This is a genomic window from Chimaeribacter arupi (genome assembly GCF_002858805.1).
Taxonomy (GTDB): domain Bacteria; phylum Pseudomonadota; class Gammaproteobacteria; order Enterobacterales; family Enterobacteriaceae; genus Chimaeribacter; species Chimaeribacter arupi.
Genome location: NZ_PJZI01000013.1, coordinates 1 through 14,021, shown reverse-complemented (window position 1 = coordinate 14,021; position 14,021 = coordinate 1). Strand labels below are relative to the sequence as shown.

The 14,021-nt window shown below is 57.6% G+C and carries 16 protein-coding genes; 1 reads left to right on the top strand and 15 read right to left on the bottom strand.

Going from position 1 to position 14,021, the window contains the following annotated elements:
• Positions 1 to 215: 215 nt before the first annotated feature.
• The 14 genes from ptsG to yceD all read right to left on the bottom strand — a co-directional run bounded on the left by ptsG (position 216) and on the right by yceD (position 12,601).
• Entirely contained in the window at positions 216 to 1,649 is a 1,434-nt protein-coding gene (ptsG, locus tag CYR52_RS09370; RefSeq protein ID WP_072925383.1) for a PTS glucose transporter subunit IIBC, read from the bottom strand.
• Between the two features lie 350 nt (positions 1,650 to 1,999).
• On the bottom strand, positions 2,000 to 2,788 hold the full coding sequence (locus CYR52_RS09365) for a metal-dependent hydrolase (RefSeq protein ID WP_101828487.1): 789 nt from the start codon (positions 2,786 to 2,788) through the stop codon (positions 2,000 to 2,002).
• A 20-nt stretch (positions 2,789 to 2,808) separates the two neighbouring features.
• Positions 2,809 to 3,804, bottom strand: a complete 996-nt coding sequence (gene holB / locus CYR52_RS09360; protein ID WP_101828486.1) for a DNA polymerase III subunit delta' — start codon at positions 3,802 to 3,804, stop codon at positions 2,809 to 2,811.
• On the bottom strand, positions 3,804 to 4,439 hold the full coding sequence (tmk, locus tag CYR52_RS09355) for a dTMP kinase (protein ID WP_072925406.1): 636 nt from the start codon (positions 4,437 to 4,439) through the stop codon (positions 3,804 to 3,806). Before tmk ends, holB begins: the two co-directional genes overlap by 1 nt.
• A 6-nt stretch (positions 4,440 to 4,445) precedes the next feature.
• On the bottom strand, positions 4,446 to 5,468 hold the full coding sequence (gene mltG, locus CYR52_RS09350; RefSeq protein ID WP_101828485.1) for an endolytic transglycosylase MltG: 1,023 nt from the start codon (positions 5,466 to 5,468) through the stop codon (positions 4,446 to 4,448).
• Between the two features lie 13 nt (positions 5,469 to 5,481).
• Positions 5,482 to 6,282 (bottom strand): aminodeoxychorismate lyase, encoded by an 801-nt coding sequence (gene pabC, locus CYR52_RS09345; protein ID WP_101828484.1) that lies wholly within the window; start codon positions 6,280 to 6,282, stop codon positions 5,482 to 5,484.
• A 170-nt stretch (positions 6,283 to 6,452) separates the two neighbouring features.
• Positions 6,453 to 7,694: a beta-ketoacyl-ACP synthase II gene (gene fabF / locus CYR52_RS09340; RefSeq protein WP_072925415.1), complete on the bottom strand. Its 1,242-nt coding sequence runs from the start codon at positions 7,692 to 7,694 to the stop codon at positions 6,453 to 6,455.
• An 85-nt stretch (positions 7,695 to 7,779) separates the two neighbouring features.
• Positions 7,780 to 8,016 (bottom strand): acyl carrier protein, encoded by a 237-nt coding sequence (gene acpP / locus CYR52_RS09335; protein ID WP_072925418.1) that lies wholly within the window; start codon positions 8,014 to 8,016, stop codon positions 7,780 to 7,782.
• 154 nt (positions 8,017 to 8,170) lie between these two features.
• On the bottom strand, positions 8,171 to 8,905 hold the full coding sequence (gene fabG / locus CYR52_RS09330; protein WP_072925420.1) for a 3-oxoacyl-ACP reductase FabG: 735 nt from the start codon (positions 8,903 to 8,905) through the stop codon (positions 8,171 to 8,173).
• 13 nt (positions 8,906 to 8,918) lie between these two features.
• Positions 8,919 to 9,848 carry an ACP S-malonyltransferase gene (gene fabD, locus CYR52_RS09325; RefSeq protein ID WP_072925423.1) on the bottom strand — a complete coding sequence of 310 codons (930 nt, stop codon included), beginning with the start codon at positions 9,846 to 9,848 and terminating at the stop codon, positions 8,919 to 8,921.
• Positions 9,849 to 9,866: 18 nt separating this feature from the next.
• Positions 9,867 to 10,820, bottom strand: a complete 954-nt coding sequence (locus tag CYR52_RS09320) for a beta-ketoacyl-ACP synthase III (protein WP_072925426.1) — start codon at positions 10,818 to 10,820, stop codon at positions 9,867 to 9,869.
• Positions 10,821 to 10,826: 6 nt separating this feature from the next.
• Entirely contained in the window at positions 10,827 to 11,861 is a 1,035-nt protein-coding gene (gene plsX, locus CYR52_RS09315; RefSeq protein WP_072925428.1) for a phosphate acyltransferase PlsX, read from the bottom strand.
• Between the two features lie 37 nt (positions 11,862 to 11,898).
• Positions 11,899 to 12,063, bottom strand: a complete 165-nt coding sequence (gene rpmF, locus CYR52_RS09310) for a 50S ribosomal protein L32 (protein ID WP_072925431.1) — start codon at positions 12,061 to 12,063, stop codon at positions 11,899 to 11,901.
• A gap of 16 nt (positions 12,064 to 12,079) precedes the next feature.
• The gene (gene yceD / locus CYR52_RS09305) at positions 12,080 to 12,601 is read right to left on the bottom strand and encodes a 23S rRNA accumulation protein YceD (RefSeq protein WP_072925435.1); all 522 of its coding nucleotides are present in this window, start codon (positions 12,599 to 12,601) and stop codon (positions 12,080 to 12,082) included.
• A gap of 140 nt (positions 12,602 to 12,741) precedes the next feature.
• On the opposite strand from yceD, the gene CYR52_RS09300 reads away from it, so the two are divergent.
• Positions 12,742 to 13,329, top strand: coding sequence for a Maf family protein (locus CYR52_RS09300; protein ID WP_101828483.1), 588 nt, complete (start codon positions 12,742 to 12,744; stop codon positions 13,327 to 13,329).
• A gap of 43 nt (positions 13,330 to 13,372) precedes the next feature.
• Here CYR52_RS09300 and rluC read toward each other — a convergent pair.
• Positions 13,373 to 14,021: 23S rRNA pseudouridine(955/2504/2580) synthase RluC (rluC, locus tag CYR52_RS09295; RefSeq protein WP_101828482.1), on the bottom strand; the 649-nt coding region annotated here is incomplete at its 5' end.

The window sequence follows — 14,021 nt, the reverse complement described above, 5'->3', positions numbered from 1 at the left end:
ACGCATGAATGATGTACGCAGTATGAGTGACATTTTCCATTTCTTTCAACCTCATTCCAAACATTCAGTGCTGACTGCCGGAGAAAAGAGCAGCGCCGCCGGGCTTGGCACCGTGCGGTAAGCAGGCCCGGCGGGACATGCGCTATGCCCGCACTGGAAAAGCAGGCATAAAAAAAGGGAGGCTTTCGCCTCCCTCTGGTGCTCCCCAGCAGACATTAATGATTACGGATGTAATCGTCCATGTCAGTTTTGAGGTTGTCTGATTTGGTGCCGAAAATCGCCTGCACACCGGAACCTGCCACGACCACACCGGCCGCGCCCAGTTTCTTCAGACCTGCCTGGTCAACCTTGGAGACATCCGCCACGCTGACGCGCAGACGGGTGATACAGGCATCCAGGTTAGTGATGTTCTCTTTACCGCCGAACGCTGCCACCAGTGCCGCAGACATTTCGCTGCCGCTCTGGGTAGAGCGCTCACCGTTCGTGTCTTCACGGCCCGGCGTTTTCAGGTTCAGCTTGGCGATCAATACGCGGAACACCGTGTAGTAAATCAGGCCATAAATGATACCGATGATAGGGAACAGCCAGATTTTGCTGCTGTTGCCGCTCAGCACCACGAAGTCAATCAGGCCGTGGGAGAAGCTGGTCCCGTCACGCATGCCCAGCAGAATACAGATCGGGAAGGCCAGACCTGCCAGGATGGCGTGGATACCGTACAGGATCGGCGCCACGAACATAAAGGAGAACTCAATCGGCTCGGTGATCCCGGTCAGGAACGAGGTCAGCGCCGCGGAGATCATGATGCCGCCGACTTTGGCACGGTTTTCCGGTTTCGCAGAGTGCCAGATGGCAATCGCCGCAGCCGGCAGGCCGTACATTTTGAACAGGAAGCCGCCTGAGAGTTTACCGGCTTCCGGGTCACCCGCCATATAGCGCGGAATGTCACCGTGGAAGACCTGGCCTGCGGCATTCACGTATTCACCGATCTGCATCTGGAAAGGTACGTTCCAGATATGGTGCAGACCAAACGGCACCAGCGCACGCTCAATCACACCGTAGATGCCGAACGCCACCACCGGGTTCTGGTAGGCCGCCCACTGGGAGAACGTCTGGATCGCGGTACCGACCGGCGGCCAGATGAAGGAGAGCAGCACGCCCAGGATAATCGCTGCCAGGCCGGAGATAATCGGCACGAAGCGTTTCCCGGCGAAGAAGCCCAGGTATTCCGGCAACTGGATGCGGTAGAAGCGGTTAAACATATACGCCGCAATGGCACCGGCAATGATCCCGCCAAGCACACCGGTATCCGCCAGGTGCTTGGCCGCAATCTCTTCGGCCGGCAAGTGCAGAACTAACGGTGCCACCACCGCCAGCGTTTTCACCATGATGCCGTAAGCCACCACGGCCGCCAGGGCGGACACGCCATCGTTATTGGTAAAGCCAAGTGCCACGCCGATAGCGAAGATCAGCGGCATGTTGGCAAACACCGAACCACCCGCTTCCGCCATCACATGGGAGACAACGGCAGGCAGCCAGCTGAAGTTGGCGGAACCGACACCGAGCAGAATACCTGCAATGGGCAGTACCGACACCGGCAGCATTAGCGATTTACCTACTTTCTGTAGGTTGGCAAATGCATTCTTGAACATAATTGAGTGTGCTCCTGAGTAATAGTGCTTTTGGTACTACTGGCACCTGACAGCAGAGATGGCGCGGTCTGGTGTGCAGCCGGAACGGGGGAGAAAGCCCCGGCTGTCAGGGCGTCTGAAGCGCCCCTTTAATTTTTACGAAGAGTAAAATAAATGCCGTTTGTAATGTTTGATAACAGTCACGTTTCTACAAATAAAAGATGTATCTTTCATTTTTAGACCCCGTTTTACCGGGGAAAGGGGTGAAAAAGGCGGATTAATCGCCGGAATTAAACAGCGGCACCTCGTTTTATCCGGCATTAATTACGAACCGGAAAATAAAGCGCCGCCGAAAAATCGTCAGCTAAAGATTAGGCCAGTGCGGCCGGGGACACATGGAATAATTGGGAAAAGTTTTTCGTGGTGGTGTCCGCCAGCTGCTCCAGTGACACCCCTTTCAGCACCGCCAGGTATTCCGCCACGTCGCGCACGTACGCCGGCTGGTTCTCTTTGCCGCGGTGCGGTACTGGCGCCAGGTACGGCGAATCCGTCTCGACCAGGAGGCGATCCAGCGGGACATACCGGGCGGCGTCACGGATCTGCTCTGCATTGCGGAACGTCAGGATGCCGGAAAACGAGATGTAGAACCCCAGGTCCAGCAACGCTTTGGCGGTGGCCTGATCCTCAGTGAAGCAATGCAGGACACCGCCGCACTGATCCGCCTGCTCTTCACGCAGGATGGCCAGCGTATCTTCACGCGCATCACGGGTATGGACGATCACCGGTTTGTTCAGCTCACGCCCGATGCGGATATGATCCCGGAACGATTGCTGCTGCACATGCAGGTTCTCTTTCTGGTAGTAATAATCCAGCCCGGTTTCCCCCATCGCCACGACCCGCGCGTCAGATGCCAGCCGGTGCAGGGTGTCAACCTCATAAGCGGCCTCCATATTCAGCGGGTGAACGCCGCAGGAGAACACCACATCCGGGCGATCGCCAATCAATGTGCGCATCGCGCTGTAGCCCGGCAGCGTGGTGGCCACCGCCAGGAAAAACTTCACATCACGCTGGTGGGCTTTTGCCAGGGCATCGTCAACGCCGGTATGGAGATCCTGATAGTTCAGCCCATCAAGGTGGCAGTGTGAATCAACTAAAAACATAATTTTAAACTCGACAACCGTTAGAAAGCAGAATCCGGCGCGGCAAGCAACGCTTCCCACGCCAGCAGGTGTTCGGTGAGCAACAGCTCGCGGTTGACGGCATTGACCGTCAGTAACTGATGCCGGCAGGTCAGCCAGCCCTGCATCAGCGATTGCAGGGCTGACTGGCCCAGTGTTGCGGCCAGTGCCGCCACCAGCGGCTGCTGATCCTGATTCAGCAGATAAGCCGCCGCGCCCTGCTGCCATTTCATGGCATCCAGTAACAGCGTGCACAACCAGTGTAGACGCTCAGCCGCATCCTCGTGATTGAGCACCGGCAGCAGCGCCAGCAGGTCATGCGTTGTTAACTGGCTGCTCAGTTGCCGGCAGAGCTGTTGCCGCTGCTGCCAGCGCTCCGGCTGCAACAGCGCCGCCGCGGCCAGCGGGGCACCGTGGCTGAGTTTCAGCGCCGTCTCTACACTTTGCGGGTCTGCCGGCTGCTGGCGCTGGATCCACTGGCTGCTCAGGGCGGGCGGCGGATTTTGCAGATGCCAGTAGCTGCACCGGCTGCGCAGGGTCGGCAGCAGGCGGGAAGGCGTGCGGCAGCCCAGCAGGAAGTAGGTTTTCTCCGGCGGCTCCTCCAGGGTCTTCAGCAGCGCATTGGCGGCCGCCTCCGTCAGGGCCTCGGCCTGCGCCAGCCAGATTACTTTTGCCCCGCCCTGCTGCGCATGGGTGTACAGGCCGTCGATCACCTGGCGCACCCGGTCAATCCCCAGGCTCGCCTTGCCTTTTTCCGGCGTCAGCACATGCCAGTCAGGGTGGTTACCCGCCAGCATCAGGCGGCAGCTGTGGCACTCCCCGCAACTTTTCTCGCCCTGCGGGTGCTGGCACAGCAGCCAGCGGCTCAGGCCGTACACCAGCGCCGCATCACCGTTACCCTCATCGGCATGGATCAACAGGGCGTGGTGGCCGCGCCCGGCCTGATACTGGCCAATCAGCTGGCGATAAGGGGCGTTCAGCCACGGATACCAGTTCATCAGGCGTGCCCCTGCTGCAACCAGGCGCGCAGGGTGGCGGTAATCTGCGCAGAGACGTCCGGCAGCGGTTGCGCGGCATCAATGGTTTTGATGCGTGGGTCTGCTGCTGCCAGTGCCTGATAACGGGCGCGCGTGCGTTCAAAGAAGGCCAGCGACTCCTGCTCAATCCGGTCGAGTGCGCCACGCTGGCGGGCGCGCTCCAGGCCGATGGCGGGCGGCAGATCCAGATAAAGGGTTAAATCCGGGCTGAAGGCCCCCAATACGATGTCCCGCAAGGCGGCCATCATCGTGGGATCAATCCCGCGGCCGCCGCCCTGGTAAGCCTGGGAAGAGAGATCGTGACGGTCGCCGATGACCCACGCCCCACGGGCCAGCGCCGGTTTGATCACGGTTTCCACCAGTTGCACCCGCGCGGCGTAGAGCATCAGCACTTCCGCCTTGTCCGTGAGGGTTTCACCTTCAATGCCCTCTTTGATCAGTGTCCGCAGGCTTTCGGCCAGCGGCGTGCCGCCCGGTTCACGGGTAAACACCAGATCGGTGATGCCGGCTTCCTGCAACGCCGCCACGATGGTGTCCCGGGCGGTGGTTTTTCCGGCGCCTTCCAGCCCCTCAATCACAATAAATTTGCCGTTCATGGTCTGTCAGCGCCCCGTACTGGTTTTCAGGATTTCACGGTAACGTTGCACCGCTTTGTTATGGTTTTCAAGGTTGGTGCTGAACGTATGCCCGCCCGTCCCGTTCGCCACAAAGTAGAGATAGGGGGTTTTTGCCGGGTGGGCAGCAGCCTGCATGGAGGCCAGGCTGGGCATGGCGATCGGCGTTGGCGGCAACCCGGAAATCACATAGGTGTTATAGGGGGTCGGCGTCTCCAGATCTTTGCGGGTAATGTTGCCTTTATACGCGTCGCCCATACCATAAATCACCGTGGGATCCGTTTGCAGACGCATACCGATACGCAGGCGATTGATAAATACCGAGGCCACTTCATCCCGCTCCTCGCTGACTGCCGTCTCTTTTTCGATAATCGACGCCATTGTCAGCAGATCATTCGGCGTTTTATACGGCAGATTCGGCGCGCGCTGCGCCCAGATCTCGTCCACGGTTTTCTGCATCCGCGTATAGGCGCGTTTGAACAGGGAGAGATCGCTCATACCGGCGGTGTAGAGGTAGGTATCGGGATAGAGACGCCCTTCTACGGGCTCCCCCGGTTTCATGCCCAATGCCGCGCCGATGGCCGCCTCATCTTTGCCTGCCAGCTGATGCTTCAGATAGGGTGCCGCCTGCGCAACCTGCAACCAGTCACGCAGCCGCAGCCCTTCAATCAGGCGGATGCTGAACTGGGCTTCCTTACCGCTGACCAGCAGGGCCAGCATCTCCCGCACTGTCATGCCGGGGGTAAAACGGAACGTCCCGGCTTTGACATTCGCCAGCGAAGGCTCAATACGCAGCAGCCAGGCAAACCACGGGCTGGGTGCCAGCACCTTCTGCTCATTCAGCAACGTTTCCAGCCCGCTGCGGCCGGTCCCGGCCGGCAGGGTAAAAATGGTTTCCTGGCTGATGGCCAGCCGCTGGCCGGCAAAATGTTCAGCCCGCTGGTAAATAAACACAGCAGCAACCAACAACGCCGCTGCCAGGAATGTTATCACTTTGAGTTTTTTCTTCATTCAACAGCCTGGGTTAACAATAAGGAATCAGCGTATGGCAAAGCGCCCGCGACCGGTAGCGCCATTCACCGATGGTATTGACCGGCAGCAGCGGCATCAGGGCGTTACAGATAAAAACTTCCTCTGCCCCGGCCAGCGCGGCCATCGGTGCACGCACAACCTCTGCCTGATAGTCAGGGTGGTCAGCCAGCAGCGCCAGAATATGCTGCCGCATCATCCCATCCACGCCGGAAAGCGAGACGTCCGGCGTCATCACCCGCTGCCCGGTACGCCAGAATAAATTGGCCGCACAGCATTCCACCAGCATCCCGGAGGTGTCAAGTACCAGCGCCTCGTCCGCCGTTGTCTGCTCAAGATGCAGCCGGATCATCACCTGCTCCAGCCGGTTCAGGTGTTTGATGCCGGCAAGCCAGGGGCTTTGCGCCAGCGCTACCGGGCTTAGCGCCAGCGTAACGCCGCGCTCACGCCAGTCATTGTAGTGCGCCGGGTAAGAGGATGTTGTAACGATTCGTGTGGGATGAAGGCAACCGGCCGGGCTGTAGCCCCGCCCGCCGCTGCCGCGGGTAAGGATCACTTTAAGTACGCCCTGCCCTGATACGGCAGCCGCCTGTACCATCTCCTGTTCAAGCGCCTGCCAGTCCACGCCCTCAATCATCAGGGCCGCGGCAGCGCGTTGCAGCCGCGTCAGATGTGCGGGCAGCCACTGCACACTGCCGCCAAGAATACGGGCAGTGGTAAAACAACCGTCGCCAAACTGCACGGCGCGGTCACCCAGGGGAATGTCAGCGGCAGAACGGCCATTGAGCCAATACATCAGAGACCTCCGGGGCATGTCATCTCAAAGGGGTTGATACAGGCAACCTGAAACCGCTGAAGGTGCCGCGGCCTGCGGCAGGCGGTGCCCTTTCTCAGGGGACGCCACACCTGTAAAAAAGCCCGGCAGAGCCGGGCTTAGGATGCTTCTCGCCTGAGCGTTGTCGTTTTTTATACCCGGCGGAATACCAACGAGCCGTTGGTGCCGCCAAAGCCAAACGAGTTGCACAAGGTATATTCCAGATTGGTCACCTGGCGCGCCTCATGCGGCACGAAGTCCAGGTCACACCCTTCATCCGGGTTATCCAGGTTGATGGTGGGCGGTATCGCCTGATCACGCAATGCCAGCACAGCAAAGATTGACTCCACTGCCCCTGCCGCACCCAGCAGGTGGCCGGTCATGGATTTGGTGGAGCTGACCATCACGCGTTTAGCATCTTCACCGAACACCGATTTCACTGCCTGAGCTTCGGCTTTGTCACCCGCTGGGGTAGACGTACCGTGGGCATTGATGTAACCGATGTGATGGGTCGAGAGGCCGCAATCCTGCAGGGCATTTTTCATTGCCATGGCAGCGCCTGAACCATCTTCCGGCGGTGAGGTCATGTGATAGGCATCGCTGCTCATGCCGAAGCCGACGACTTCTGCATAAATTTTCGCGCCGCGCTTTTTCGCATGCTCATACTCTTCCAGCACCATAATGCCTGCGCCGTCACCCAGCACAAAACCATCACGATCTTTGTCCCACGGGCGGCTGGCCGCTTGCGGGTCTTCATTGCGGGTAGAGAGTGCCCGTGCGGCGCCAAAGCCGCCCACGCCCAGCGGGGTGCTGGCTTTTTCTGCGCCGCCTGCCAGCATCACGTCTGCATCGTTATAAGCGATGATACGTGCAGCATGGCCGATGTTATGCACACCGGACGTACAGGCCGTCGCGATAGAGATGCTCGGGCCACGCAGGCCATACATGATGCTCAGGTGACCGGCGATCATGTTGACGATAGTGGAAGGCACAAAGAACGGGCTGATTTTGCGGGGGCCACCATTGACCAGTGCGGTATGGTTTTCTTCAATCAGGCCCAGTCCGCCGATGCCGGAACCAATGGCCGCGCCAAAACGCGTTGCGTTTTCTTCAGTGACCTGGATACCGGAATCCTGCATAGCCTGAATACCGGCCGCAACTCCATATTGAATGAAGGCATCCATCTTGCGTGCATCTTTGCGCGAGATGAATTCTTCACAGTTAAAATCCTTTACTAAGCCGGCAAAACGCGTTGCGTAGGCAGTAGTATCGAAATGGTCGATTAGGCTGATGCCGCTCTGACCGGCAAGGAGAGATTTCCACGTGGACTCTACAGTATTGCCGACAGGAGACAACATGCCCAGTCCGGTCACAACAACTCGACGCTTAGACACGGTTGTCCTCCAGGGAGGGAAAAAAATATGGATACTCAGGGACAAAAAAACTTAGGCGGTCGAATGACCGCCTAGATATGTTCGCTTACTGCTGGCTAGCCTGGATAAAATCAATAGCTGCCTGAACAGTAGTGATTTTCTCAGCTTCTTCGTCCGGAATCTCAGTATCAAACTCTTCTTCCAGAGCCATTACCAGCTCAACGGTGTCAAGAGAATCAGCGCCCAGGTCATCAACAAAAGAAGCGTTGTTTAAAACTTCTTCCTGCTTAACACCAAGCTGCTCAACGATGATTTTCTTAACGCGTTCTTCGATAGTGCTCATACTCTTAAATTTCCTATCAAAACTCGCTTTCGCGATGGTTTTCGTAGTGTATAAAATGTTGAAAAAGATGCAACTAAATCCCGGCTGGTCAAACCACGATTTTACGCTATTTTGCGGTGTTTACCCCAAATAACGCAAATAGTTTTCGTGATTTTTAAATCATATACATGCCGCCATTGACATGTAATGTTTCACCGGTGATATAGCCAGCCTCATCAGAGGCTAAAAAAGCAACAGCGCTGGCGATTTCTTTAGCTTCCCCAAGCCGGCTAGCCGGAACCTGGGCCAAAATGCCTGCGCGTTGATCTTCTGTCAACGCCTGTGTCATGTCCGTCTCAATAAAGCCGGGCGCCACGACGTTGACCGTAATGCCACGTGAAGCCACTTCACGTGCCAAAGATTTGCTAAAACCAATCAGACCCGCTTTAGCCGCCGCGTAGTTCGCCTGCCCTGCATTGCCCATCGTGCCGACAACGGACCCGATGGTAATGATACGGCCAAAACGCTTTTTCATCATAGCGCGCATTACCGCTTTTGACAGGCGGAATACGGAAGTCAGGTTAGTGTCCAGGATATCCTGCCACTCATCATCCTTCATACGCATCAGCAGGTTATCACGGGTAATCCCGGCGTTATTGATCAAAATGTCGATCTCGCCGAATTCCGCACGGATTGTTGCCAGCACGGCATCAATCGACGCGGAATCTACCACATTTAACATCAAACCTTTACCGTTATCGCCCAGATAAGCACTGATTGCTTCAGCACCCTTCTCGCTGGTCGCGGTACCAATCACTTTGGCACCCTTTGCCACCAGGGTTTCAGCGATAGCCCGGCCGATGCCGCGGCTTGCCCCGGTCACCAGGGCAATTTTTCCTTCGAAGCTCATTGTTTTCCTCTTTTTATTGTTCAAGCGCCGCTGACAGGCTGGCCGTATCGTTTACGGCGGCCGCGGTCAGGGTGTCAACAATACGTTTGGTCAGCCCGGTCAACACTTTGCCCGGCCCAACCTCAATCAGGTGCGTGACGCCCTGGGCAGCCATGAACTCTACGCTCTCCGTCCAGCGGACCGGGCTGTAGAGCTGGCGAACCAACGCACTGCGGATCGCCTCTGGCGACTGCTCAGTGGCGACATCCACATTATTCACCACCGGCAAGGCCGGTGCAGAGAATGTCACGTTTTCCAGCGCCTGCGCCAGTTTCTCTGCCGCCGGTTTCATCAGCGCACAGTGAGAAGGCACGCTCACCGGTAACGGCAGGGCACGTTTGGCACCGGCCGCTTTACAGGCGGCATTCGCACGCTCGACGGCTTCTTTATTGCCGGCAATCACGACCTGCCCCGGTGAGTTGAAGTTCACCGGTGAGACGACCTGCCCCTGGGCTGATTCTTCACAGGCTTTGGCGATCGCGTCGTTGTCCAGGCCGATGATGGCGGACATGGCGCCGGTACCTTCCGGTACGGCTTCCTGCATCAGTTTGCCGCGCAGTTCAACCAGGCGAACAGCTTCCTGGAAATCCAGCACACCGGCGCAGACCAGCGCCGAGTATTCGCCCAGGCTGTGCCCGGCCAGCAGCGCCGGGGTTGCCCCGTTCTGCTGCTGCCAGACACGCCAGATGGCCACAGAGGCCGCCAGCAGTGCCGGCTGGGTCTGCCAGGTTTTGTTCAGCTCTTCAGCCGGCCCCTGTTGCACCAGCTGCCACAGGTCATAACCCAGCGCCGCGGAGGCCTGGGCAAATGTCTCTTCCACAACCGGATACTGCGCGGCCAAATCAGCCAGCATACCGAGCGCCTGGGAACCCTGCCCAGGGAATACCATTGCAAATGTCGTCATTATTCTTTTCCTGCCAGATTAGAAACGAACCAACGCCGAGCCCCAGGTAAAGCCGCCGCCAAAGGCTTCGAGCAGTACCAGTTGACCGCGCTGAATACGTCCGTCCCGGACCGCTTCGTCCAGTGCTGCCGGAACAGAGGCCGCAGAGGTGTTGCCGTGGCGGTCAAGCGTGACAACCACATGCTCCATCCCCATGCCAAGTTTTTTGGCCGTGGCGCTGATGATACGCAGGTTGGCCTGATGCGGCACCAGCCAATCCAGCTCACTGCGGTCCAGATTATTGGCCGACAGCGTTTCATCCACGATATGCGCCAGTTCTGTCACCGCCACTTTGAACACTTCGTTGCCTGACATGGTCAGGTACGCGGTGCCGTCCGGATCCTGGCGGTTATGGTGCGGCAGCGCCAGCAGGTTGCCGTAACGGCCATCGGCGTGCAGATGGGTCGAGAGGATGCCCGGCTCTTCGGATGCGCCCAGCACCACGGCACCGGCACCATCCCCAAACAGGATCAGGGTGCCGCGATCGTTCGGATCGAGGGTGCGGGACAGGACATCAGACCCAATCACCAGCGCATGTTTGACTGCGCCGCTTTTGATGTACTGGTCGGCCACGCTCAGGGCATAGGTAAACCCGGCACATGCAGCAGCCAGGTCAAAGGAGGCCGCATCTTTTACACCCAACAGTTGTTGGATCTGGCATGCGGAACTGGGGAAAGCGTGACTGGAGGAGGTCGTGGCGACGATGATCAGGCCCAGATCGTCTTTGTCGATGCCGGCCATTTCAATCGCTTTTTGCGCGGCATTGAAGCCCATCGTGGAGACGGTTTCATCGGCTGCGGCGATACGGCGTTCACGAATACCGGTGCGGGTGACAATCCACTCGTCGGAAGTATCCACCATTTTTTCGAGGTCGGCGTTAGTACGCACTTGTACGGGCAAATAGCTCCCCGTACCGAGAATTTTAGTATACATTTACGATCAGTCACTCTTGGGTAATACAGCCTCAAGGCGCGCGGCAATACGCTCTGGGACCTGCCGCTGCACCGCCTGCACAGCCTGTTCGATCGCGACAGCAAATGCGCGTTGATTCGCTGCGCCGTGGCTTTTAATAACGGTGCCCCGCAATCCTAACAGACATGCGCCATTATACTGGTCGGGGTTCAAATGACCGAACCGCTTTGCCACGCGTTTCTGTAACCATTTACCCAGCAGCGTTACCCACCAGGTTTTTTTCTTCCCTTCACCAGAGGAGTTGAGGAGTGACAAAAAGAGCCTTATCACGCCTTCCATGGTCTTCAGGGTGACGTTACCCACGAAGCCGTCACACACCAGGACATCCGTCTTACCGGTCAGCAAGTCGTTGCCTTCAAGATAGCCTATATAGTTTATTGTTGGCGTTCTTTTTAGCACGGCGGCGGCTTCGCGGATATTATCCGGGCCTTTGGCTTCTTCTTCCCCGATATTCAGCAGTGCAACCCGGGGGTGAGTGATGCCCACCACTTCTTCCGCCATGACGGCCCCCATGACGGCAAACTGCACCAGCATTGTGCTGTCGCACGCGACATTGGCGCCCAAATCAAGCACCACCGTCCTGCCGCGTTGCTGATGCGGTAAGACGCTCATCAGCGCCGGGCGTTCAATCCCTTCCAACGGCTTCAGTACGACTTTAGCCAGGCCCATCAATGCGCCGGTGTTTCCGGCACTAATGCACCCCTGCGCGTCTCCCTGTTTCACCAGCTCCAGCGCAATACGCATAGAGCTGCCGCGACTGGCACGGATCGCCTGCGCCGGTTTGGCGTCATTGGCAATCACCGATTCAGCAGGGATTACCCGCAAGCGCGTCATAACAGACGGATCGGTTCGGTTCAGGTAAGGCGAGATCGCGTCGGGATCACCGACTAAAAGAAGATTGAGCTCTGGATTGGAGGCCAGTGCCTGCAATGAAGCAGGCACTGTGACGGACGGACCGAAGTCCCCGCCCATTACATCTAACGCAAGGGTCAGACAAGCCAAGGCATCTGTCGCTTTGCTAAAAATTAGCGAAAGCTACTCAGATAACCTTGCGACCGCGGTAGAAACCGTCGGCAGTGATGTGGTGACGACGGTGGGTTTCACCAGACGTTTTGTCCACAGACAGAGTGGTGGTGGTCAGGGCATCGTGCGAACGACGCATGCCACGCTTGGAACGGGTTGGTTTATTCTGTTGTACGGCCATGGACCTTACTCCTCAATTACTTTTTCTTTAAACTGGCTAATACGGCAAATGGATTAGGTTTCTCCGCCTCTTCAGGCAGTTTACCGAAGACCATGTCCGCGTCGGACACTTCACAGTGTTCAGAATCATGTACCGGAACCACCGGCAACGAAAGAATGATTTCATCTTCAATCATTGCCAACAGATCAACTTCGCCAAAATCATCGACGTTAATCGGTTCGTAAGCTTCCGGCAATGCCTCAGCCTGCTCATCATTGACGACCGGGCTGAAACAATATGTTGTGTGTACATGGTGCTCAAAGGTCTTTCCGCAACGTTGACACTCGAGCGTAACCGTGACGTCCGAAACCCCGGAAATCACCGCCAGACGCTGATTATCAATGTTAAACGATAAAGCGCTTTCTACATCACTGTCCACACTGACCACGGACTCGGCTACGCGTGTAACCTGCTCCGGCGAATAGATACCTGCGTAATCTAAACGCTTTTGCGCGGTACGAACCGCATCAATGGTCAAGGGTAATTTTACCTTTTGCATAGGGCGCGCATATTAACTTTGTAACGACATGGAGTCAAAGAAAAAGGCCGGATTACCGCACCTTTCACCAATATTCGCTTCCGCAGCGGCCGATAGTTTAAAATGCAGAATTCAATTACGCTACGGTTTGTGGAAAAAATATGTCCCTTCCTCTGGTTCTCGCCTCTACCTCGCCCTACCGCCGGGCTTTGCTGGAAAAAACCGGCCTGACATTTACTGCCGCCGCACCGGCGGCAGATGAAACCCCCTGCCCCGGTGAAACGGCGGAGTCACTGGTGCAGCGCCTGGCGGCAGCCAAGGCCCGTTCTCTGGCAGAGGCTTACCCGCACCACCTGATTATAGGTTCAGATCAGGTCTGCGTCCTGGACGGCACCCTTACCGGCAAGCCGCATACCCTGGAAAACGCGTTTGCCCAGTTGCGGCAGGCCAGCGGCCAATGCGTGACGTTTTATACCGGGCTGGCGCTCCTTAACAGCGAAACCGGTGCCGTGCAGTGCTGCTGCGAGCCTTTTGAGGTGCATTTCCGGGCACTGACTGATGACGAGATTCACGGGTATCTGGCGCGCGAACAGCCGCTGGACTGTGCCGGCAGCTTTAAAAGCGAGGCATTAGGGATAAGCCTGTTTGACCGGTTATCCGGCCGCGATCCCAACACCCTGGTCGGGATGCCGCTGATCACATTGTTGGCCATGTTACGGGCGGAGGGGGTCAATCCGTTGCTTGCCTGAAAAAGGCGGTAAAAAAAGGCACCTTACGGTGCCTTTCAGTCCATCAGGCTTTCGCCTCTTTGCGCAACACCTGCAGGCAGCGCTGCAGCGCGGCGTCCAGCGGTGCCTCAATGCGCAGTGTCTCACCGGTGCCCGGATGCTCAAAACGCAGCGCCGCCGCATGGAGGAACAGCCGTTTCAGCCCGGTTGACGCCAGCTGGCTGTCAAACTCACGGTCACCGTAGCGGTCGTCAAAGGCGATCGGATGCCCGGCATGTAATGTATGAACGCGGATCTGGTGGGTACGGCCGGTCACCGGGCTGGCTTTGACCAGCGTGGCGAAGGTAAAGCGCTCTTCGACTTTAAAGCGCGTCTCAGAAGGTTTGCCCTCACTGTTGACCCGCACAATCCGCTCACCGCTCTGCAGGATATTCTTCAGCAACGGGGCCTGCACCACTTTGCAATGGGATTGCCATTGCCCGCGCACCAGTGCCAGGTAATCTTTCTGCATCCCTTTCAGGCGCAATTGCTCATGGAGCGATCGTAATGCCGAACGTTTCTTGGCCACCAGCAACACGCCGGAGGTATCGCGGTCAAGCCGGTGCACCAGCTCCAGGAAGCGCGCCTCCGGCCGCAGGGCGCGCAGCCCCTCAATCACCCCGAAGCTCAGCCCGCTGCCGCCATGCACCGCCGTACCGGCGGGGTTGTTCAGG